General features: G+C 55.8%; 21 protein-coding genes. 11 read left to right on the top strand and 10 right to left on the bottom strand.

The features are described from left to right. The first annotated feature begins 31 nt into the window (after positions 1-31). From Q8O73_RS15110 to Q8O73_RS15120, 3 genes are all read left to right on the top strand, one after another. Positions 32-535, top strand: a complete 504-nt coding sequence (locus Q8O73_RS15110) for a TRAP transporter small permease subunit (protein ID WP_305559018.1) — start codon at positions 32-34, stop codon at positions 533-535. Further along, positions 535-2,082 (top strand): TRAP transporter large permease subunit, encoded by a 1,548-nt coding sequence (locus Q8O73_RS15115; RefSeq protein WP_305559019.1) that lies wholly within the window; start codon positions 535-537, stop codon positions 2,080-2,082. The genes Q8O73_RS15110 and Q8O73_RS15115 overlap by 1 nt, the downstream gene beginning before the upstream one ends. A 96-nt stretch (positions 2,083-2,178) precedes the next feature. Then, on the top strand, positions 2,179-3,171 hold the full coding sequence (locus Q8O73_RS15120) for an Ldh family oxidoreductase (protein ID WP_305559020.1): 993 nt from the start codon (positions 2,179-2,181) through the stop codon (positions 3,169-3,171). A 12-nt stretch (positions 3,172-3,183) separates the two neighbouring features. Here Q8O73_RS15120 and Q8O73_RS15125 read toward each other — a convergent pair whose 3' ends face one another. Next, positions 3,184-5,430, bottom strand: a complete 2,247-nt coding sequence (locus Q8O73_RS15125; RefSeq protein WP_305559021.1) for a tetratricopeptide repeat protein — start codon at positions 5,428-5,430, stop codon at positions 3,184-3,186. A 58-nt stretch (positions 5,431-5,488) separates the two neighbouring features. Beyond that, complete coding sequence (locus tag Q8O73_RS15130; protein ID WP_305559022.1) at positions 5,489-6,130, bottom strand: trimeric intracellular cation channel family protein; 642 nt, start codon at positions 6,128-6,130, stop codon at positions 5,489-5,491. A gap of 165 nt (positions 6,131-6,295) precedes the next feature. On the opposite strand from Q8O73_RS15130, the gene map reads away from it, so the two are divergent. Continuing rightward, positions 6,296-7,045: a type I methionyl aminopeptidase gene (map, locus tag Q8O73_RS15135; RefSeq protein ID WP_305559023.1), complete on the top strand. Its 750-nt coding sequence runs from the start codon at positions 6,296-6,298 to the stop codon at positions 7,043-7,045. Between the two features lie 44 nt (positions 7,046-7,089). On the opposite strand, the gene Q8O73_RS15140 is transcribed toward map, so the two are convergent. The 5 genes from Q8O73_RS15140 to Q8O73_RS15160 form a co-directional block, all read right to left on the bottom strand. Beyond that, positions 7,090-9,282, bottom strand: a complete 2,193-nt coding sequence (locus Q8O73_RS15140; RefSeq protein ID WP_305559024.1) for a malate synthase G — start codon at positions 9,280-9,282, stop codon at positions 7,090-7,092. A 168-nt stretch (positions 9,283-9,450) separates the two neighbouring features. Next, positions 9,451-10,779, bottom strand: coding sequence for an MFS transporter (locus Q8O73_RS15145; RefSeq protein ID WP_305559025.1), 1,329 nt, complete (start codon positions 10,777-10,779; stop codon positions 9,451-9,453). A gap of 161 nt (positions 10,780-10,940) precedes the next feature. Then, the gene (locus tag Q8O73_RS15150; protein WP_305559026.1) at positions 10,941-11,126 is read right to left on the bottom strand and encodes a PLD nuclease N-terminal domain-containing protein; all 186 of its coding nucleotides are present in this window, start codon (positions 11,124-11,126) and stop codon (positions 10,941-10,943) included. 119 nt (positions 11,127-11,245) lie between these two features. Further along, a complete protein-coding gene (locus Q8O73_RS15155; RefSeq protein ID WP_305559027.1) occupies positions 11,246-12,430 on the bottom strand; it encodes an NAD(P)/FAD-dependent oxidoreductase in 1,185 nt (394 codons plus the stop codon). 99 nt (positions 12,431-12,529) lie between these two features. After that, entirely contained in the window at positions 12,530-13,600 is a 1,071-nt protein-coding gene (locus Q8O73_RS15160; protein ID WP_305559028.1) for a GGDEF domain-containing protein, read from the bottom strand. A gap of 274 nt (positions 13,601-13,874) precedes the next feature. Here Q8O73_RS15160 and Q8O73_RS15165 point away from each other — a divergent pair, with 274 nt between their 5' ends. Continuing rightward, positions 13,875-14,450: a TetR/AcrR family transcriptional regulator gene (locus Q8O73_RS15165; RefSeq protein WP_305559029.1), complete on the top strand. Its 576-nt coding sequence runs from the start codon at positions 13,875-13,877 to the stop codon at positions 14,448-14,450. Then, the gene (locus Q8O73_RS15170; RefSeq protein ID WP_305559030.1) at positions 14,447-14,941 is read left to right on the top strand and encodes a GNAT family N-acetyltransferase; all 495 of its coding nucleotides are present in this window, start codon (positions 14,447-14,449) and stop codon (positions 14,939-14,941) included. Before Q8O73_RS15165 ends, Q8O73_RS15170 begins: the two co-directional genes overlap by 4 nt. 10 nt (positions 14,942-14,951) lie before the next feature. Here the strand turns inward: Q8O73_RS15170 and Q8O73_RS15175 are convergent, their stop codons facing one another. After that, the gene (locus Q8O73_RS15175) at positions 14,952-15,626 is read right to left on the bottom strand and encodes a D-lyxose/D-mannose family sugar isomerase (RefSeq protein ID WP_305559031.1); all 675 of its coding nucleotides are present in this window, start codon (positions 15,624-15,626) and stop codon (positions 14,952-14,954) included. Between the two features lie 209 nt (positions 15,627-15,835). Between Q8O73_RS15175 and Q8O73_RS15180 the strand changes: the two genes are divergently transcribed. The 3 genes from Q8O73_RS15180 to Q8O73_RS15190 are packed head-to-tail and all read left to right on the top strand — an operon-like array spanning position 15,836 to position 18,127. Continuing rightward, positions 15,836-16,561: an SIMPL domain-containing protein gene (locus Q8O73_RS15180; RefSeq protein WP_305559032.1), complete on the top strand. Its 726-nt coding sequence runs from the start codon at positions 15,836-15,838 to the stop codon at positions 16,559-16,561. 53 nt (positions 16,562-16,614) lie between these two features. Continuing rightward, the gene (locus Q8O73_RS15185; protein WP_305559033.1) at positions 16,615-17,226 is read left to right on the top strand and encodes an rRNA large subunit pseudouridine synthase E; all 612 of its coding nucleotides are present in this window, start codon (positions 16,615-16,617) and stop codon (positions 17,224-17,226) included. Between the two features lie 22 nt (positions 17,227-17,248). Beyond that, the gene (locus tag Q8O73_RS15190) at positions 17,249-18,127 is read left to right on the top strand and encodes a 23S rRNA (adenine(2030)-N(6))-methyltransferase RlmJ (protein WP_305559034.1); all 879 of its coding nucleotides are present in this window, start codon (positions 17,249-17,251) and stop codon (positions 18,125-18,127) included. A 97-nt stretch (positions 18,128-18,224) separates the two neighbouring features. Here the strand turns inward: Q8O73_RS15190 and Q8O73_RS15195 are convergent, their stop codons facing one another. Next, positions 18,225-18,929: a ChrR family anti-sigma-E factor gene (locus tag Q8O73_RS15195; RefSeq protein WP_305559035.1), complete on the bottom strand. Its 705-nt coding sequence runs from the start codon at positions 18,927-18,929 to the stop codon at positions 18,225-18,227. Next, a complete protein-coding gene (locus Q8O73_RS15200) occupies positions 18,926-19,516 on the bottom strand; it encodes a sigma-70 family RNA polymerase sigma factor (protein ID WP_305559036.1) in 591 nt (196 codons plus the stop codon). Before Q8O73_RS15200 ends, Q8O73_RS15195 begins: the two co-directional genes overlap by 4 nt. A gap of 221 nt (positions 19,517-19,737) precedes the next feature. Between Q8O73_RS15200 and Q8O73_RS15205 the strand changes: the two genes are divergently transcribed. Together Q8O73_RS15205 and Q8O73_RS15210 are read left to right on the top strand one after the other, a co-directional pair. Next, a complete protein-coding gene (locus Q8O73_RS15205) occupies positions 19,738-21,081 on the top strand; it encodes an NAD(P)/FAD-dependent oxidoreductase (protein WP_305559037.1) in 1,344 nt (447 codons plus the stop codon). Continuing rightward, positions 21,078-21,887 (top strand): DUF1365 domain-containing protein, encoded by an 810-nt coding sequence (locus Q8O73_RS15210; RefSeq protein ID WP_305559038.1) that lies wholly within the window; start codon positions 21,078-21,080, stop codon positions 21,885-21,887. The genes Q8O73_RS15205 and Q8O73_RS15210 overlap by 4 nt, the downstream gene beginning before the upstream one ends. The last annotated feature ends 2 nt before the right edge of the window (positions 21,888-21,889 follow it).

The following is a 21,889-nucleotide window of genomic DNA, read 5'->3' on the forward strand; positions in this document are numbered from 1 at the left end:
TGCGCCGGTTGTTTTCGTTTTGGGGGATGTCATGCAACGCCTTGCCGATCTGCTGGATCTGGTCAATCACTGGACCGGAATGACCGTGCGCTGGTTCGCGCTTTTGATGGTTCTGATCCAATTTTCCATTGTGCTGCTGCGCTATGTTTTCGGCATGAGTTCCATCGCCCTGAATGAAAGCGTGCTGTATCTGCATTCCGGGCTTTTCATGCTGGGTGCGGGCTATACGCTTTTGGTCGACAAGCATGTGCGCGTTGATATTTTCCATGCAAAGGCAACGACGCAAAACAAGGCGCGCATCGATATTTTCGGGCATGTGTTTTTGTTACTGCCGTCGATGTTTGTCTTGCTGTACTGGTCGTGGCCGTCGGTGATCAATGCGATCATGTTGCGGGAAGGGGCGATTTCGGTGGGCGGTATTCCCGCCGTCTGGCTGTTGAAATCGCTGATTCCGGCCTTTTGTATTCTATTGATGATTCAGTCGTTGTCTTGCCTGTTACGCCAGATCCTTGTTCTGAGAGGTCGCGCAATCTGATGGAATATCTCGACCTTTTGATGTTTGTGGTGCTGATTGCCTGTATTTTGCTGGGCTTTCCGGTGTCGTTTTCGATTTCCGGGGTGGCTGTGGGTTTTGCCACGCTGGGCTGGATCAGTGGCGAAATGAATATCGCCCTTTTGGGGGCTTTCGGCCAACGGGTGTTTGGCCTTCTGACCAATGATGTGCTGATTGCCATTCCGCTGTTTGTCCTGATGGGGGTGGTTCTGGAACGATCCCGTATTGCCGAGGATTTACTCCATACCATGGGGCGGCTGTTTGGGCAGTTGCGCGGCGGATTGGGAATCTCGGTGGTGCTGGTTGGCGCGTTGCTGGCAGCATCGACCGGGATTGTCGGGGCAACGGTGATTGCCATGGGTATGATCGCCCTGCCGACCATGTTGCGCACCGGATATGATCCGAAACTGGCATCAGGGGTGGTGTGTACCGCCGGGACGCTGGGCCAGATCATTCCGCCATCAACCCTTTTGATCATTTTGTCCGATGTGATGTCATCGGCCTATCAGCAGGCGCAATATGAACAGGGCAAATTCAGCATCAGCACCATTTCCGTCGGCCAGATTTTTGCCGGTGCCCTGGTGCCGGGCCTGACGCTGGTCGGGATTTATATTGTTTATATTTTGCTGCGCGGGTTTTTGCGGCCCGGTGACATGCCGCCTGCCAAAAATGACGATGGCCGACCGGATGCAGGTGAAGTAATCCGGGCAGTGGTGCCGCCGGTCTTGCTGATTGTTGCGGTTCTCGGGGCCATTCTGGGCGGTGTTGCGACCCCGACCGAGGCAGCATCGGTCGGTGCGATTGGCGCGACTCTGATGGCGGGTATCCGGCAGGGCGGCAACCGCAAACTGATTTTGGGTGGCACTTTGATGTTGCTGGTTCTGGCGGTTCTGGCCGGTATGGCGCCGGTGCGGTTTCAGCGCAGCGACCTGACATCGGGGGATCTGATGCTGGGCGCGTTTTATGTCGGGCTGGCGATTTTGGGCGTGGCCGCCATTCTGGCAGCGCTGCGGCAGGCATGGCGGGGCGATATCCTGAAATCGGCGATGACATCGACGATGACGGTGACCGCCATGATTTTTGCCACCATTCTGACGGCCAGCATGTTCTCGCTGGTGTTTGTCGGACTGGGTGGCGAGGAACGTATGGCTTCGATCCTGGAAGCCATGCCGGGCGGTCCGACCGGGGCGCTGGTGTTTTGCATGGCGCTGATTTTTATTCTGGGTTTCTTTCTGGATTTTGTCGAAATCACCGTGATTTTGCTGCCGCTGATTGCACCGGTGCTGATCATGATGGGGCATGATCCGGTATGGCTGGCGATCCTGATTGCGATCAATCTGCAAACATCGTTCTTGACGCCGCCTTTTGGCTTTTCGCTGTTTTACCTGCGCGGGGCGGCGCCGCCGGAAATTACCACCGGGCAAATTTATGCCGGGGTAATGCCGTTTATCGCCTTGCAAATCCTGTGCATTGTCGTGATCTGGTTCTGGCCGGCCTTGGCGACATGGTTGCCCGGTGTAGTATTCTGACATTGCAAATCGCTTGTTGGGCGGGATCGGGATGGCTATGGTGCAGGGCAATATCCATCCTGTCCGGGGTCTCCCGCCATCAAGGGGTTATCAGATATGAAGCTGTCACTTGCGGATGCCGAACGCATCGTGATTGATGCGTTGTTGCGCAACAATGTCAGTGCGGAAAATGCCCGATCGGTGGCGACTGCCCTTGTCGCGGCCGAGGCCGCCGGGCAGGGTGGACATGGATTGCGCCGGGTTCTTGCCTATGCGCAGCAGGCACGGGCGGGCAAGGTTAACGGCGATGCGGTGCCGGTTGCATCCCGACCGTTTCCGGCGGCATTGCGAATTGATGCGGGCGATGGTTATGCCTATCCCGCACTTGATCTGGCGGTAGCACTTTTGCCCGATATCGCCCGGACACAAGGCATTGCCCTTGCCGCCATTCATCATTCGCACCATGCCGGGGTGATGGGCCTGACGGTGGAACGGTTTGCCGAGCAGGGACTGGTGGCCCTGATGGCGGCGAATGCCCCGGCGGCGATGGCGGCATGGGGTGGCAAACAGCCGCTTTATGGCACCAATCCGATTGCCTTTGCCGCCCCGGTGGCGGGGGATGCGCCGATTGTGATTGATCTTGCCTTGTCCAAGGTGGCCCGCGGCAAGATCATGGCCGCCCGGCAGAAGAATGTGCCGATTCCCGATGACTGGGCCTTTGATTGCGATGGCGTACCCACCACCGATGCACAGGCGGCATTAAACGGGACCATGGTCCCGGCGGGCGGGCCGAAAGGGGCGGCATTGGCCCTGATGGTGGAAATTATGGCCGCAGGCCTGACTGGTGGCAATTTGTCGACCGGGGCATCGTCGCTGTTTGATGATCAGGGGCCGCCGCCGGGGCTGGGCCATATGATCATCGCGATTAATCCGCAGGTCAGCGGGGCGGATCATATGGCTGATCGTCTGGCCGGTCTTGCGGCCCTGCTGTTATCCGAAGATGGTGTGCGCCTGCCCGGACGGCGTGGCCAAACCGCCCGATCCGATGCCGGGATTAACGGCATCGAGGTTGAGGAAGATGTCCTGGCGGCGATCCGGGCACTGGATTGAAATCCGAAGGCATCAAGCCGGTTTTCGGCACCAGAACTGATACATTCCGCGAAAAGTGTCGGGATGCTCTTTTTCGTAGTCATCCCACAGTAGCAGTTTCTGATTGCTGGGATGATGGTGGATCGAATTTCTGAAAATTTGCAAGTCGCCGGTAAACTGTATTTCAAAGTCGAGAAATTCCAGATTGAGTTTTGTAAGAGCATCACAAACAGCAGGCAGGGTGAAACGGTGTTCCTGCACATGAAATACCAGATCACGGAAGGCGCTCAGGCTGAAAAAATCATGACGTCGGATCAGTTGGTGCAATGCCGGGTTGCCGCGTGACGCAGCATTGATAATGAACTGTCGGCAGTTGCGCATGTCATCCGGAGTCGGATCGAATTTTTCTTCTGTAACGACTTCGCGGCCCGCAACAACGTCGTGTCGGGCATGTTCGCTATACAGGCCGATTTTCATCAATCCGCCGGGACGCAACAATTTTGTCAGAACCTGCCATCCTGCCACCGGGTCCTGCAAATGATGCAAAACACCAACACTTTCGATCACATCATATTGCGCATCCAGATTATCAAGTTCCAGAAGGTCGGCCTGTGCGAAATCAATATTGGACAGACCAAGTTTTGCACATTGCCGTTTCGCATAAGCGAGGCTGCTGAGGCTCAGATCAATGGCGGTTACCCTTGCATTTTCAAACCGTGTTGCCGGCTGGATCGCATGTTGTCCGGTGCCGCAGCCAGCAACAAGAATCTCCGGTGATTTGGGCGAAATATAGTCCCCCAAGGGAAAATTCAGAGGCGGTGATTGCAATATACCGGCGATCGTCTTGGGCGTCTGTGTCAAGACCGTCTGCGTCCATCGCGGATAGGGGTTTTCCTCATATTGGGAACGCACTGACCGCGATATATCATGATCAATTCCGGTCAGCTGCGGCATGGATTGCTTCAGGACATTTTCTTCATGCGGTTCGATCAGTTGACGTGTCAGAACGACTTGCAGTTCCGGGTGAAAATCAGACAACAGAAAATCGTCGGGGATGAAAAATTCAAACAGCGGATCATAACAACCGATCAGTGCTATTTCCCAATCCTGAGGGGTGACATTGCGGTCAAGTTTGTTGCGGATTTGTTGCTGCAATTCATTAACCGCATTTCTTTCCCCGTCGGTCACCGCATAGGCATATTCATTGGTGAAGCATTGCAATGCCAGGGCAGAAACAAAGCCAACATCAACGTCTTTACCCTGATCCCGACACAGGAGAAGATTGCGACGAATAGCCGTCAGCATCCGTTCGGTCAGAATATTGGCAATCGGGATGCGTTTCATCAGTTCCAGCAAAAGTGGCATTGCGGCCAGTTGGGCAATTTCGCCAAAAACTGACAGGTCAGCGGGCGTTTCCGGTGTGTTCGATTGGGCGTGCCGGGTAATCAGGTCACGGAAACTGGCGCGATGAAACAGTGCGCCAGAAACCGGCATGATCAGATCATAGGGGGGGATCGTACTTGTGGTCAGAAGATGCAATATCCTGTCTTCGACATCTCCGCCGATATTGGTGACAAGGCCCTCAATGCAGGCCCGGAATGCCTGCCAGTGGCGGTTTTCGCCGGGGGCGATGCAAATGGCGATGCTATGAAATTCCAGTGCCGCGCGATATTGCTCCTGCATCTGGAATGCAACGCCTGTATCGGTTTGCAAATCGGCGTTTCGGGCCTGTTTTGACAGGGCGTGTTCGAATAAACGTAATGCCTCCGGAGGATTTCCCATATGCAAAAGAGCATTTCCTGCCGCTTTCAGGCATTCAAAATGATCGGGGTCATGTGACAGCGCGGTTTGGAAAAAGCCCAGTGCCTTGGGGAATTGCTGCCGGGCCGCATAAATACTGCCCAGATTGCGGTGGGCTTCGACATTGTCTGGTTTGAGTCGGATGGCAGTTCGCAGATGATTCTCGGCGTCGTCAAAGCGGTTCAATTCGCAAAGAACGGCCCCCATGCTGTTGTGTAAAGACGGATTGTCCGGGGAAATTTCCAGCGATTTTGCGATGAATACGACGGCTTCGGCAAGGGATCCTTCCTGTCGGGAACACAGACCCAGATAATGCAGGGCTTCGGCATGGTTTGGCTGCCGTTGCAAGATCGCATGATACAGTTCTTTTGCCTGCGCAAGTTGACCCGTGTTTTGAAAATTCACAGCAGCGGTGAAAAGTTGCCCGTTACTTTGACCATTGTAACCGGATTCGGTTTTTGTACCGTTGTGCTTACTCATGAATTTTATCCTGTGGCGATTCCTGATCTGGCGCAGGTTTGACGGTAACGGTCATATGTTAATATTCCCGTCCCGGCCGGGCTTTATAGACCGGGAATTGCAGTTTGAATAACAATGCCGCTGCCCGCAGGGCAAAGGCGCACAGAAAGGCGGCCAAGGCGACCGGGGCCTTTGGCAAATCAAGGATGGCGGTACCGACCGTATAGATCGTTGCCCCGACCAGGGCAGCGGTAATATAGATTTCCGGGCGCAGGATCAGCGGTAACTGGTTACAGACCACATCGCGGACCATGCCGCCAAAGGTGGCCGTAATCGTACCCAGAATGATGGCGACCAGCGGCGATACGCCAAGATTGAGGCCAATCGCCGCCCCGGTGACGCCAAACATGGCAAGCCCGATGGCATCCAGCCAGATCAGGGCAACATAGCGCCGTTCCAGCAAATGGGCGGTGAAATAGGTGATAACCGCACTGACCGCACAGGTAATCACCCAGGACGGGTCCCTGATCCAGAACACCGGTGTGGCCCCGGTAATCACATCGCGCACGGTCCCACCGCCAATGCCGGTAAAGGTGGCGATCAGGACAAAGCCGACAATATCCATCTGACGGCGCGATGCCTCCAGCGCCCCGGTTACGGCAAACACCGCAACGCCCGTCAGTTCAAGCCAGTAGATCATGCTGGTCATGGTCAGTGTCATGGCGGTTCCCGTTTCCCCGATGGTTTTGTGGTGTTTTATGGCATATTCCTGCGAGCAGCATACGATTTTCAGGGCAACTCGCCAGTGCCAATTTTTATCAGGCATTGTCATATGCCAAGGGTTGTCGCGCTTGACTTCGCACTGATCTGCCTGCATAGGCAGATCATGACAATTTCATCAGAAGCCGAACTGGAATTATTGCGCCGCATTGGCCGGATTTGTGCGCGGGCCCGCGATGTTATGGGAGCGGCATTGGTGCCGGGCATGACGACGGCGGAGCTGGACGATATCGGTCGTAAGATTCTGGAAGATGCCGGGGCGGTATCCGCACCGCAAAGCCAGTATAATTTCCCCGGTGCGACCTGTATCAGCGTCAATAATGCCATTGCGCACGGTGTTCCCGGCGATCAGATTTTGCGTGAAGGAGATCTGGTCAATATTGATGTGTCGGCCGAACTGGATGGTTATTTTTCCGATACCGGGGCCAGTTTTACCGTCGGTCCGGCAAGGCCGGATATCGAAACCCTGTGCCGGGATGGCAAAAAGGCAATGTGGCAGGGGATCCGGGCGGTACGCGACCGGGCACCGTTGCGCGGGATCGGCCGCAATATTGAACTGTTTGCGCGCAAGGGCGGATACAGCCTGATCCGCAATCTGGCCAGTCATGGTGTTGGCAAATCATTGCATGAAGAACCCCACACCATTCCGACATGGGATGAACCGCGCGAACAGCGGTTATTGCGCAAGGGTCAGGTCATCACCATCGAACCGTTTTTGTCACGCGGTTCGCAATGGGCGCTGGAAGGTGAGGATGGCTGGACGCTGTATGCCGACACCGGTGCGCCAACAGTGCAATATGAACATACTCTGGTGGTGACGGCCAAGGGTGTCGAAATCCTGACGCTGCCGGGTTAAAAAACGAAGGCCACCCGGGTCAGATGGCCTTCGTTTGGTGTGTTTCACGCCCCGTATTTTGCCTTGGCTTCGCGGCGCCGCGCATGCAGGACCGGTTCGGTATAGCCATTGGGCTGTGCCCGGCCCATAAAGACCAGATCGCAGGCGGCCTGAAAGGCGATGCTGCCTTCAAAATTCGGGGCCATATTGCGATAGGACGGGTCCCCGGCATTTTGACCATCGACGATGGCGGCCATCCGTTTGAGGGTTTCCATCACCTGTGCCTCGTCGCACAGGCCATGATGCAGCCAGTTGGCGATGTGCTGGCTGGAAATCCGCAAGGTGGCGCGGTCTTCCATCAGGCCGACATTGTTGATGTCGGGCACCTTGGAACATCCCACCCCCTGATCGATCCAGCGTACGACATAACCCAAAATACCCTGGGCGTTGTTATCAAGTTCCTGCTGGATTTCGCTGGGCATCGGTTTCTGGGTGCCCAGACGCGGGATTGACAGAATGTCATCCAGGCTGGCGCGTTCGCGTTTGCCGACTTCATCCTGAACAGCGCGGACATCGATCATGTGGTAATGCATGGCATGCAGGGTGGCGGCGGTGGGGGATGGCACCCAGGCGCAATTGGCCCCGGCCTTGGGATGGCCGATTTTCGCGGTCATCATCTCGGCCATGCGGTCCGGCTTGGCCCACATGCCCTTGCCGATCTGGGCAAGGCCTTTCATGCCGCATTCAAGACCGACATCGACATTCCAGTTTTCATAGGCGGCGATCCAGTATTGGTCCTTCATCGCGTCCTTGCGGACCATCGGACCGGCTTCCATGCTGGTATGAATTTCATCGCCGGTCCGGTCCAGAAAGCCGGTATTGATGAAGACAACCCGGTCCTGTGCCGCACGGATACATTCCTTTAGATTGATCGTGGTGCGGCGTTCCTCGTCCATGATGCCAACCTTGAGCGTGTTGGCCGGAAGGTTGATCGCCTGTTCGACAAAGCCAAACAGATCATTGGTCAGGGCGACTTCTTCGGGGCCGTGCATCTTGGGTTTGACGATATAGACGCTGCCGCTGCGGGAATTGGATACCCGGCTGTTGCCATCCAGATCATGTTTGGCGATCAGGCTGGTCATCATCGCATCGAGAAAACCTTCGGGCACTTCATCGCCATTGGCATCAAGGATGGCATCGGTGGTCATCAGATGGCCGACATTGCGCACCAACATCAGGCTGCGGCCCGGCAGGGTGACTTCCTGCCCGTCATAGCCCTTGTAGGTGCGGTCGTCATTCAGACGACGGGTGATGGTCTTGCCACCTTTTTCCAGTTGTTCTTCCAGTGTCCCCTTCATCAGGCCCAGCCAGTTGCGATACACCGCCACCTTGTCTTCGGCATCGACGGCGGCAACCGAATCCTCACAATCCTGGATGGTGGTCAGGGCCGATTCCATAATGACGTCACAGACACCGGCGGCATGATATTTGCCAATCGGGTGGCTGCGGTCGATTTTGATTTCCAGATGAAGCCCATGATTGCGTAGCAAAATTGCCGCCAGTTCATCGCCGGTTTCATTAAAACCGATAAATTGCGACGGATGTGCCAATGCGGTTTCGGTGCCGTCCTGAAGGGTGGCATTGAGCATCCACCAGCCCGCCCCGTTATCGCGGACTTCGTACCGCGCAACATCGGCATGCAAACCATTGGCAAGCGGGGCGGCCTGATCGAGAAAATCCGCAGCATAGGCAACAACCGCCGCCCCGCGTTTCGGATTAAAGGCCCCGCCTTTTTCCAGACGGTCTTCTTCGCCGATAACATCGGTGCCATAAAGCGCGTCATACAGACTGCCCCAACGGGCATTGGCGGCATTGAGCGCATAACGCGCATTCATCACCGGCACGACAAGCTGCGGTCCGGCAACACGGGCGATTTCCGGGTCAACATTGGTGGTGGCGATATAGAAATCCTCGCCTTCCGGCAGCAAATACCCGATTTCGGTCAGGAATTCCTTATAGGCGGCCGGATCGCGGGCCTGATCCTTGCGTGCTAGATGCCATGCGTCAATTTGGGCCTGCAATTCGTCGCGTTTCGCCAGAAGGGCGCGGTTGCGCGGGCCCAGTTCAGTGACGAGTTTCTCAAACGATGACCAGAAATCATCGGCATCAATCCCGGTGCCGGGCAGAATGTCCCGGACCACCAGATCGTGCAGAATGGTTGCGATCTTGAGGCCGCCTTTGCTGATACGTTGGGTCATGTTTCCTCTCGGTGGTCATCAGGGTTGGCGGATGCAAATGTACAAACGCCATTATGCGTGGCCCACAGCATATGGGGTTGCCGGGGCAATGGTCCACCATGCCTTTCACAAACGCGGGATGTTTTCCGCATAGTGGAAAGCCGGGCGATGAAGACGACGCAGGCACGATCAGGCGGCGTTGGCTGTACCGCCGGGATTTTGGGTTGGCGGTGGTGGTGACGGGGCACTGTCATCGGGCGGTGTCGGCGTCCCATCATTGGGCGCATCCGTGGTCGGGGCCATTTCATAGGCCATCGGCGTTGTGCGCGGCACGGCAACAAATTGTCCCTGTTCCTCGATGCTGATGCGACGGCCAAAACCGGCGCGATACATGGCGAAAGTCCCGGTGGCAAGGGCGACAATCGCAAACATGCCCGGCAGACCCCATGCGCCAAAATGACCCAGTGCCAGCGAACCGACAACCGGCCCCACCGCCGCACCGGCCCCATAGACAATCAACAGGGCGGCACTGGCGGGGACGAAATCCTCGGCAGACAGATAATCATTCACATAGGCGACCGACAGGGCATAGACCGGCATCACAAAAATGCCGACCAAAGCGCCCCAGGCGATCACATTGTCATGCACGATCTGTGGCATCACCATCGGGATCAGGCAGGTTACGGCAAGCCCACCCAGAACGGCAATCATCACATATTGCCGGGGTACCCTGTCGGACAGGCGGCCAATCGGCCACTGGCACAACATGCCGCCGAAAATAATGAAAAACATGAATGTTGCGATATCGGCGGTTGGCAAATCCAGCATGGCGGCAAAAACCGGCCCCAGCGCATAGACCGAGCCGGTCAGAATGCCGCTGCAAACAGCGCCAACAAAGCCCAGCGGTGAAATTTTATAAAGACGCCGGAATTTCATGCGTACCGTCTTGACCGCAGCAGGAGGCGGCTGACGGCTGAGCGCGATGGGCACCAGCGACAGCGACAGCAGGACGGATGCAAGGGTAAACAGTTCAAACCCGGTGACCGGCGACAGATTGAGCAATAATTGCCCGATGGCAAGGCCGCCGAGAGACGCCGTCATATAGACCGCCATCATGCCGCCGCGTGAATTGTTATCGACCTGTTCGTTCAGCCAGCTTTCGACCACCAGATAAAGCCCTGACAGGCAAAGCCCGGTGAAGGCGCGGAAAATGGCCCATGTCAGGGGATCGATAAAAACAGCATGCAGCAGGGAAATCGCCGATCCGATAGAGGCCAAGGCAGCAAAGGTGCGAATATGGCCAACCCGGTTGACCAGATTACCGCCCCAGACAATACCGCCAATAAACCCGATATAATAGGAGGCCATGATCAGCCCGGTATGGAACGGGGCAAAGTCTTCGGCAGAAGCGCGCAATGCCAGCAGGGAAGATTGCAGGGACGCCCCTGAATTCAGCGTGAAGGTAGCAAACAATGTTGCCGAAAGCGCAATCAGAATTGCGACTGGCGAGCGCGGCATAAACAACCTCTGGACTTGAAACGGGTCTGTGAAATCAACCAGGTATCTACCCTGCGGTGCGCAGCCCGTGCTGTCAACGATTCAGGGCATCCACAGGGACTGTCGCACCTGTCGGCGCGGCAGTCCCGATATACGGCAGTCCGGTTTTGCAGAAGGGTTGTTTAGGCCCGTCCGCTACGCGGTCCGGCAAAGAACCAGATGATCAGACCGACCACCGGCAGAACCAGAATCAGGACTGTCCAGATAACCTTTGACCCGGTGCTGGCACCGCTGCCCATTACATTGACGATGGCCCAGATATCGGCGATCAGGATCAGCAGGCCAATAATTCCACCATATTCAAGCATAACCCAACCTCTGTTTTATGTTTATGTTGTTGTGACGCGCGATAGTAGCAGGAATTGCGGCGCCTGAATGCACAACGTTGAAAACAGGGATAAGTTCCCGCCGGGATACGATGGGCCGATCAGGCGACCTGCCCGGCACACCAGCCCGATGACCACGCCCATTGAAAATTGAACCCACCCAGATGGCCGGTGACATCCACGACCTCGCCAATGAAATACAGGCCGGGCACCTTTCGGCTTTCCATGGTTTGCGATGACAGCTCCCGCGTATCCACCCCGCCCAGTGTAACCTCGGCGGTGCGGTATCCTTCAGACCCTTGCGGGGTGACCTGCCATTGATTGACGTCTTGTGCCAGAAGGCGCAGGGCCTTGTCGGCGGTATCGCCAACCGGGCGGTCCAGACCATGCCCTGTGGTGATTTGTACGGCCAGCCGGTTGGGCAGAATGCGTGACAGGACCGTATGCACCGCCTGTTTGGGGGTTTCGGTTTTGGCGGATTTCAACAGATCAAACGCATCCTGTTCAGGATTGAGATTGACCGTGATGGCATCGCCTTCGCGCCAATAGGATGAAATTTGCAGGATCGACGGGCCGCTCAGGCCACGGTGGGTAAACAGCAGGCCTTCGCGAAACTGTTTCTTGTTGCATTGCACAATCGCATCGACCGAGATGCCGGAAAGCTGGCCCAGATCCTCCCGCGTGGCCGGATCGAATGTCAGCGGGACCAAAGCCGCACGGGTCGGCACGATATCAAGGGCGAACTGCCGGGCGATTTGATAGCCAAATCCGGTGGCACCGATTTTGGGGATCGACAACCCGCCACAGGCCACGACCAGCGACTGGCACGCCATTTGTCCGCCATTGCGCGCGGCAATTTGAAAGCCGCCGGTATCAAGGGCGGTGATATCGGTGATGCTGGTGCCCAGGCGGATTTGCACATTGGCGGCCTGACATTCATCCAGCAGCATATCAATGATCTGAAATGAGGATTCATCGCAGAACAACTGACCCAACGTCTTTTCGTGCCAGCCGATATTGTGGCGATTGACCATGTCGAGAAAGTCATACTGCGTATAGCGTTTCAGGGCGGATACACAAAACCGGCGGTTTTCCGACAGGAAATTTTCCGGGCTGGCATGCAGATTGGTGAAATTGCACCGCCCGCCGCCGGAAATGCGGATTTTTTCGGCCGGTTTTTCGGCATGATCAATCACGATGACCGAACGGCCCCGTTTGCCCGCCTCAATGGCGCACATCAAACCGGCGGCACCGGCCCCGATGATGATAACGTCAAAATGTTTCACGCGGGCCCGACCCTGTTTTCACTGCCAAAAGATGCCGCGCTTATAGGATTAATCCGGCGTGGTGTCAGCCCCTGTCATGCAAAGTATAGACTGTGCCGGTCAGTGGCAGGAAATGCGCATCCAGCCATTTGCCGGGTCATCAATGTCATTTTGCGAGACCACGCGGTTTCGCCCGGTGGCCTTGGCGTGATACAGCGCCTGATCGGTGCGAGCAATCAGACGGCCCAGCGGTTCGCCATATTTGAAATTGCCGACCCCGATGGATACGGTGATCTGGCCCAGATCCTGATGGCTGATTTTACTGACGATTTTCTTGGAACTGATGGCATGGCGGATTTGTTCGGCCAGTTGCCGGGCGCAACCAATGCCGGTTTGCGGCAGGATGACGGCGAATTCCTCGCCACCATAACGGGCGGCAGTATCGCGGCCCTTGACGCTTTGTTTCAGGGTTTGCGCCAGAAGACGAATCACCTGATCGCCGGTCTGATGGCCGTGGGCATCGTTGAACTTTTTGAAATCGTCGATATCAATCAGCAATAACGACATCGGGCTGCCGGTTTCCATCGCCTCCATCGCGCAGGCGCGCAATTTCTGATCAAACATTTTGCGATTGGCTATGCCGGTCAGGGCATCGGTCATTGCCTCGCGCCGCATCGCTTCCAGATCTTCGCGCAGACGCGAAATTTCGCTGGATGATGTATCAAGGCGGTTTTCCAGAACCTTGTTGTGATTTTCCATTTCATGGGTGGCGTTCAACACGGTTTCCAGTGCGGTACGCATGCTTGCCAGATCGTCATTGCTCAGCCCGCTGGAAAAATCACCCAGCATCGATCCATAGGCGCGGGTATCGTCCCCGGCCTTCTGGATATGCCCCAGCAGAACCGTCAATTGGCGGCGCAGGTTTTCGGAAATGGTGTTAATGGTCTGCGTTTCGCGGGCATGGCCAAAAAACCGTTCATGCAGGCGCTGACATTGCAGTTCGCCAAATTCCTGATGATTGCTGCGCAGGATATCAACAGTCTGGCTTAAATCCGGGTTTTTGCCCGACAGGTAATGATAGAAAATGGTGTAATTTTCGGGATGCGCGATCACGCCAAGCTCCGCCATCAGCGCCAGCGTATTATGCGCCAGCGCATCGGCCTGCCGAACTGTTTCGCCATATTCCGTCATGAATGCCGGTTTCCTGCCTTTGCGACGGGCGGGTTGAAAAGAATAATGAAGTGTGTCCCGGGGCATGTCGGTTGTCGCCACACGTATTAAGGTCCGAATGTTATATCGCCGGTTTGGTGGCCGGTTCCTTGATATGGATCACCCCTGTGGCGCGATATTTCCGGCCCCGGAATTGCCGGTTGATATGCATTGGCGGGGCGGGCGTGATGTTAATTATTGACGATACGTATCGTCTCGTTTATGGTTTGCGGCAGTGAGAGCAGCGGGAAAAGCCATGAAACGTTCTTCGATCAAACATCGCGCAATTTTGGATGCGGCTATCGAGGTTGCGGATCGGGATGGTTATGCCAGTACGACGATCGAGGCGATTGCCGCCGTTGCCGGGGTTGGCAAACAAACGATTTATCGCTGGTGGCCGTCAAAATCAGCGCTGTTTATCGAGGTTTATGAAGATCTGGTGGATCGGCGCCTTCTGACGGCGAGGACGGGGAATCTGTCATCTGAACTGACAGAATTGTTGCAAAACCTGTTTCGGATCTACCGGCAGACACCGGCTGGACGGGTTCTTGTCGGGCTGGTGGCCGAGGCAAGTGCAAATGCCGATATCCGCAATGTCCTGAGCGCGGGGATCGTCGCCGGGCGGGCGGAAATTGTCACCGATCTGGTTCGGAAACATGCCCCGCCGATTGTGGGAGAATTGCCAGGCATTGATCCTGAAATCGTCAATGAAGTTCTGGTTGCGCTGGTCTGGAAGCGTCTGGCGATTGCGCCGGATCGTCTGGATGATGAAGCCGCCGCAGAAATCGCGGGGATTGCGCTTGCCGCTGCAAGACGGGAGGGTGTGTTGTGAACACCGATATCATTCTGGGCGGTTATTATCCCGGCGCCCTTGCCGGTGTCATTACCCTGCATATGGATTATTACGCCCCGAAATGGGGATTGGGTGTGGCATTTGAAACGGGTCTGGCCAGTGGGATGGGGGCCTTTATGGAGCGGTATGATGCCGGGCGGGATTTGTTTGTCATGGCGACGGACCGATCCGGAACCGCCGTTGGGTCGATTACGGTTGACGGGGTACAGGCCGGAGATGAAGGGGCAAGATTGCGCTGGTTTATTGTGGCCGATGCGATGCGCGGACAGGGACTTGGCACCATCCTGATGCAAAAAGCGGTCATGTTTCTGGACGATCGAAAATATCGTCGCTGTTATCTGACAACCTTTGCCGGGCTGGATGCGGCGCGTGCCTTATATGAAAAATCCGGTTTTGTCCTGAAAAAGCAACTGGCCGACGATCCGTGGTCAGGACATGTCGGCCAGCAATATTTTGAACGTCAGGTCTGAGGTCCAGACTTTACGCCGCCAGTTCATTCCACAGCGGATGAATCGGCGTTGCGTCTTCTTCGATTTTGGAAAAACGGGCGTCGCAATCAAAAAAGAAATTGTCTGCCAGATCGTCATTGACCTGCGAGACTTCGCCGACAATCACCGGGCCCTTGCCGGTTTCGCCATAAAAACGATGCACAAGGGTCCGTGGCAGGGTGACACTTTGCCCCGGTTGCAACACGACCTTGCCCCCGGCAGGCAGGATATTGAGCTTGCCATCGGTGCGGACATGGACATCGGTTTTGGTGTCAAGGCTGCCATCGGCGGCAAGGTTGTAAAGTTCGATCACCAGATTGCCGCCGCCGCGTACAATGATGTCTTCCATTTTGACCTTGTGATAATGCAGCGGGCATTCCTGATCCTCGCCGACAATCATGATTTTTTCGGCATAGGGGACTTCGCCCGGCTGACGCAAAATGCCATTGCGCAGGCAAAACAGGATCAGGCCCCGGCGCGCAAAATCACCCTCGCCATAATCGGTCACGTCCCAGCCCATCTGGTGGCTGCGGCACCATTTCGCCAGATCGGGGTTGGCTTCCCAGTCGGCAGGGGAAAAATGACCCCAGTCGGGCAGACGGAACGAGATCGAATTGAAAAGTTCCTTGGCCTGGGTAATGCAGGCATTGATTTCGGAACGGCGCATGGACGAACTCCGGACTTGGATGGTTTAGAGGATGACGCGCTTGAACATCTTGCGGCGCTTTTACCATGGTGTGGGGATGTTTGCGATCAAAATTGAATGCATTCAATCGTGATTTTGATGTCATCGCAATTTCACCATTTTTCAGGGTCAGTTAAGGGATGTTCGATGCTATCATCGCAAACCGTCATTCCCTTGATCAGGAAACAGTTATGAGTACCAAAATCAGTTTTGCTGCCGCCGTCGTTGTTGCCATCGGGTTGGCCGGATCAGGTTGGCTGATCGGCAAGGGTATTACCGATATGCGGTCGCTGGACCGGTTTGTGACCGTCAAGGGGTTGGCCGAACAGAATGTGCAGGCGGATCGCGCCGTCTGGCCGATCACCTATGTTGCCACGGATGATGTGTTGCAAACAGCGCAGGCCAAGATCAATGGCGATACGGAAAAGCTGCGCGCCTTTCTGGAAGGGCATGGCATCACGGCAGATATGACCGCCTTGCAGGATATTCAGGTGATGGATCAATTGGCACAGGCTTATCGGTCCGGCCCGGTTGAAAGCCGTTATATCATCAGCCAGACCCTTTTGGTCCGTACCGACAATATCGGGGCGGTGGTGGCGGCATCGCAGGATATTGGCCAGTTGTTGCAGCAGGATGTTGTGCTGGGCGGGCAGGGATATAATCCCGGCCCCAGTTATCTGTTTACCAAATTGAACGACATCAAGCCGGATATGATTGCGGCGGCCACCGCCAATGCCCGCGAAAGTGCGGCGCAATTTGCCAAGGATTCGGGAGGCACGATTGGCGGTATCCGTCGTGCCAATCAGGGACTGTTTCAAATCATGCCCGGCGATGGCGCACAAAATATGAGCGAATCCAGTCAGATCGACAAAACCGTGCGGGTTGTCTCCACGCTGGAATATCTGCTGGTGGACTGAACGGTTAGCAGAACAATTGACTTGGCGGGCAAAGCTGGTTTTATGCGCCGATGATGGCGCGTTTGATTTTATTCAATAAACCCTTTGGGGTGCTGACCCAGTTTACCGACCGTGAAAACGGTCGGGCGACCTTGGCCGACTATGTCGATTTGCCCGGTGTCTATGCCGCCGGGCGACTGGACCGCGACAGTGAAGGGTTGCTGTTGCTGACCGATCATGGGCCGCTGAACGCGCAAATCGCCCATCCCAAATACAAAAAACCGAAAACCTATTGGGTGCAGGTCGAAGGCGAGCCGGATGAAGCCGCCTTGCAGGCCTTGCGGAACGGGGTGGAACTGAAAGACGGCATGACCCGCCCGGCGCGGGTGCGGCGTATTGATGAGCCCGAAAATTTGTGGGAACGCGACCCGCCGGTGCGGTTTCGCAAATCGGTGCCGACAAGCTGGATCGAACTTGCCATTACCGAGGGCCGCAACCGGCAGGTGCGACGCATGACGGCGGCGGTTGGATTTCCAACCTTGCGCCTGATCCGCCATGCGATTGGCGACTGGACGCTGGACGGGTTGGCCCCCGGTCAGTGGCGCGAAATTATGGTCGATGCCCCGCCTGCCGCAGCAAAAGCTCCGACATTTGTGCGCCCGGCAAAAACAGGCAGGCGGCGATGAGGACAAGGGGGAATATCGGGGAATGTTAAGTTATCTGCACGGATTTCATGCCGGGAATTTTGCCGATGTCCATAAACACATCACCCTGACACTGGTGCTGGAACATTTGCGGCGCAAGGACAAACCCTTTTGCGTGATCGATACCCATGCCGGATCGGGGTGGTATGATTTACATGGCGATCAGGCGCGCAAAACCGGCGAATGGCAAGGCGGAATTGCGGCGGTTCAGAATAATAATGCTGCGCCGGAAATGGTGCAGCATTATCTGGATATTGTCGCCGGGTTCGAGCCGGAACGGCGTTGCCCGGATATGTGCGATGGTAAATCTGACAGCCTGTTTTATCCGGGATCGCCTTTTTTGATTCGGGAAATGCTGCGCGCTGATGATCAACTGACCCTGATGGAATTGCATCCGCGGGAATATGATCTGCTGGCGCATCGGGTGCGCCGCGATGGCCGGATTCATCTGCATAAACGCGATGGGTATGAAGGGTTGGTGGCCCTGATGCCACCCGCAATCCGGCGCGGGCTGGTGTTGATGGACCCCAGTTATGACGTCAAACAGGATTACAAAACCGCCGCGCATTCGATCCGGCGGGCCTGGGAAAAATGGCCAACCGGGATTTTCATGTTGTGGTATCCGGTGCTGGAATCCGGGTTTGATGTGGAATTGCGCAGCCATTTCGCCCAAATCCCGGCGGCGGGCGGGGTTTTGTGCGCCGAATTATCGACCGATCAGGGAGGGGCAAAGGGCCGGATGCGTGGCACCGGGCTTTTGATTATCAATCCGCCTTATCAACTGGATACACAATTGGCGCAGATTGGCGACTGGTTGGCAGGGGTGGTCAAACTACCCGCACCGGGACGGCACCGGGTGGATTGGCTTGTGCCATCTGCATGACAAAAAAACGCCGGTCTTTGGGACAAGACCGGCGTTAAGGTGCGTCCACAAGGACCGTTGGAAGACGCTTCAGGGAGAGGCAGAGACAGTTTCGGGGCTACATCCGGATAAAAGGTTGCAGCAGTTTTGGCAGAATACCGCTGAATTTAAGTGGCGCGTCGGTGGCAATCAGGCAGATGCAATCCTCGGCGGTATCGGCAATCGGCTGATGATCGTTATGGTCATCCAGATCGGCAACATCCCCGGCGCGGAACCGCCCGATATCGTCGATATAGGACCCCTTGAGCAACAGGGTCATTTCATGACCGCCATGCCCGTGATCGGGAATGCTGACACCCGGTGCGATTTTGAGCAGGCTGATACTGCCCTTGCTTTGCACATTTTTCAGCGGGAATTGTTTGACGCCCGGTGCCAGAATCCGCCACGGAATATCTTCCAGCGACAGGATATTGTCGGGCAACATATTGGCCAGCGGGCGCGGAATTGACGGGATGGCATCACCGGTGATGCTGGGGCCGACAGCGACACGGCGCATCGGGGTCAGTTCTTCAAACCGGGCGTTTTCATTGGCACTTTCACGTTCGATCATCGCCATGACGTGATCAAGCGAATGGTCATTCATCGCCATATGATCGACTGATTCAAGAATGGCACCGCCGCAGGCCTCGAACGACGCGGCCTTTTCACGGCAATGCGGGCAAAGGGTCATATGGGTTGCAACAATCAGTTCCATGGCTTGCGACAGGGTGCCGCTGGCATAGGCCATCAGGGTCTGATCGGTGGGATGATGTTTGATATTCATAGCACAGCTTCCAGTCCGCCACGCAGTTTCGTCAGGGCCAGCCGCAATCGCGACTTGACCGTGCCCAGTGGGATATCAAGCCTTTCGGCAATTTCACTGTGCGAACATTCTTCAAAGAAAGACAATTCAACGACCAGTTTTTGATCGGGGGGAAGGTCTTGCAACGCTGCATGGATCAAAACCGCATGTTCATCGCGATTCACAATGTCGTCGGCAAGCGGGCTTTCATCGACAATCAGCGTCGGATCGGCGTCATCTACCTCGATATGTTTGCGTTGCCGGAACCGGTCGATGCGCAGATTCCGGGCGATGGTAAATATCCATGTACTGGCTGCGGCCTTTTGCGGATCAAACAAATGTGCCTTGCGCCACACCTGCATCATGGCTTCTTGCGCCAGTTCCTCGGCATTTTCAGCCGTACCGCCAAACCGGAACATATAGGCTTTCACCCGGGGGCCGAAATGGGCAAAAAGCCGTGAAAAGGCTTCGCGGTCGCGGGTGGCCGCGACGGCAACGATCCAGTCGGCATATTGACGCGCATCGTCCGCATTAACGGGTTTGCGCCGGTTTGTCGCCATACCGGTCATCGTGTTTATGGATCCCCTGTGGGGCCGAACCATTACATTTTGCATCATGCAATTGTTACGGCGGGCCGATGAGATTGGATCAATCCGGATGTTGTAAATATTCCGTTTGTTTCCAGATCATTCCTATCTTTTATGGGATGCCGCTGTAAGTGATCTACATCATGGCACCCTGCGTAACATATGTATTCGATCCAGTGTTCATGCAAGCAGGCGCACCTTAAATGACATCTTCTGTCGGGCAGAAACTTAAAATTGCGGTTGTCGGGTCCGGTATTTCCGGGCTGTCGGCGGCGTGGCTGTTAAGCCAGAAACATGATGTCACCCTGTATGAAAAAGACGACAGGCCTGGCGGTCATTCCAACACGGTAGATGCCGGCACAACGCCGGTCGATACCGGGTTTATTGTTTATAATGTCGCAAGTTATCCCAATTTATGTGCGCTGTTTGATCATCTGGGCGTGCCGACGGCGGCCACCGAAATGTCGTTTGCGGCGTCGCTGGATAAAGGACGGGTCGAATATGGCGGCAGCAATCTTGCCAGCCTGATTGCCCAGAAGCGCAATTTGATGCGGCCTGATTTCTGGCGCATGGTGCGCGATATTTTGCGGTTCTATAAAGAAGCCCCGCTGGTTTTGAAAGATGAAGGCGCCGGGCAGCAAAGCCTTGGCGATTATCTGGCCGAACACCGTTACAGCATGGCGTTTCAGCGCGATCATTTGTTGCCGATGGGGGCGGCGATCTGGTCCACCCCGGTTGAGACCATGCTGGATTACCCGATTGCTGCCTTTGTGCGGTTTTGTGAAAATCATGGTTTGCTGCAATTGTCTGACCGACCGCAATGGCGCACGGTTTTGGGCGGGTCGCGTGAATATGTCAGCCGCATGGTGGATTGCATCAGTGGCGGGATGGTTCTTGATTGTGCCATTTCCCATGTCGGGCGCTGCGATGGCGGGGCCTTTATCGAAGACCGTTATGGCAAACGCCATCTGTTCGACCATGTGGTTCTGGCCTGCCATGCCGATCAGGCATTGGCCCTGCAACAGAATCCCGATCCGGCAGTAGCGCGGTTATTGGGCGCGTTTAAATATGAACGCAATCTGGCGATCCTGCATCACGATGAAACCTTGATGCCGAAAAACCGCAAGGTTTGGTCAAGCTGGAACTATCTGGCCGAGGGAATGGGCGAGGATCAGAAAGTCTGTGTGACATACTGGATGAACCGGTTGCAGCATCTTGACCCGAAGTCACCCCTGTTTGTCACCCTGAATCCGCCGCGCCCGCCGCGTGACGGCACGGTGATCCGGTCGTTTTTATATGACCATCCGTTGTTTGACAGCGCGGCGATGTGTGCGCAGCGCCTGTTGTGGAACATTCAGGGCAAGGACAATATCTGGTATTGCGGCAGTTATTTTGGCTATGGCTTTCACGAAGACGGTATTCAGTCTGGCCTTGCTGTTGCTGAGGCCTTGGGCGGGGTACGCCGCCCGTGGCAGGTGGAAAATGAAAGTGGCCGCATCCATGTTGCGCCGATTTTGGCCCTGCCCCGCAAGGAAAAAGCCGCATGAAGGCGCAAACCGCATCGTCTTTGTTTGAAGGGACGGTGATGCATCACCGCCTGCGTCCGCGCGATCACAAGATGCGCTATAAGGTGGTATCGTTTCTGTTCGATCTGGACGAGATCGACGGGCTGGCCGCACGTTTGAAACTGTTCAGCCGCAACGGGTTTAACCTGTTTTCCTTTTATGATCGTGACCATGCCGATGGGGATGGTGAAAATATCCGCACCCGCATTGCCCGGATTTTGCAGCAACATGGTCTGGGTGACTGTGCCGCACGGATCGAATTGTTGTGTTATCCGCGCATTCTGGGTTTTGTCTTCAATCCGCTGAGTGTTTATTTCTGTTATCAGGGGGATGGCCGTCTGGGTGCGATTCTGCATGAGGTGTCCAACACCTTTGGCGACCGGCACAGTTACCTGATCCCGGTGACAGCAGAGACCACCGGGCGCAATGGCGTTGTGCACCAACATTGTGCCAAGGGGCTTTATGTCTCGCCCTTTATCGGCATGACGGCCGATTATCATTTTCGCATTTCTCCGCCGGGCAAAAATGTTGCGGTGGCAATCCGCGAAACCGATGGTGAGGGTGCATTTTTCAATGCGGCCTTTGTCGGTGATCGTGTGGCGTTAAATGACCGTACCTTGTTCGGGGCGTTTGTCCGCTATCCGTTGATGACGCTTAAGGTGATTGCGGGCATTCACTGGGAAGCCCTGAAACTGTGGCGCAAGGGTTTTGCGTTTCACAAACGCCCGGAACCGCCCCGCCATCCGGTGACATTTGTCCGGACTGCGACCGAAACGCCAAAGAGGTAAAG

The organism is Thalassospira sp., from assembly GCF_030690045.1.
GTDB lineage: Bacteria > Pseudomonadota > Alphaproteobacteria > Rhodospirillales > Thalassospiraceae > Thalassospira.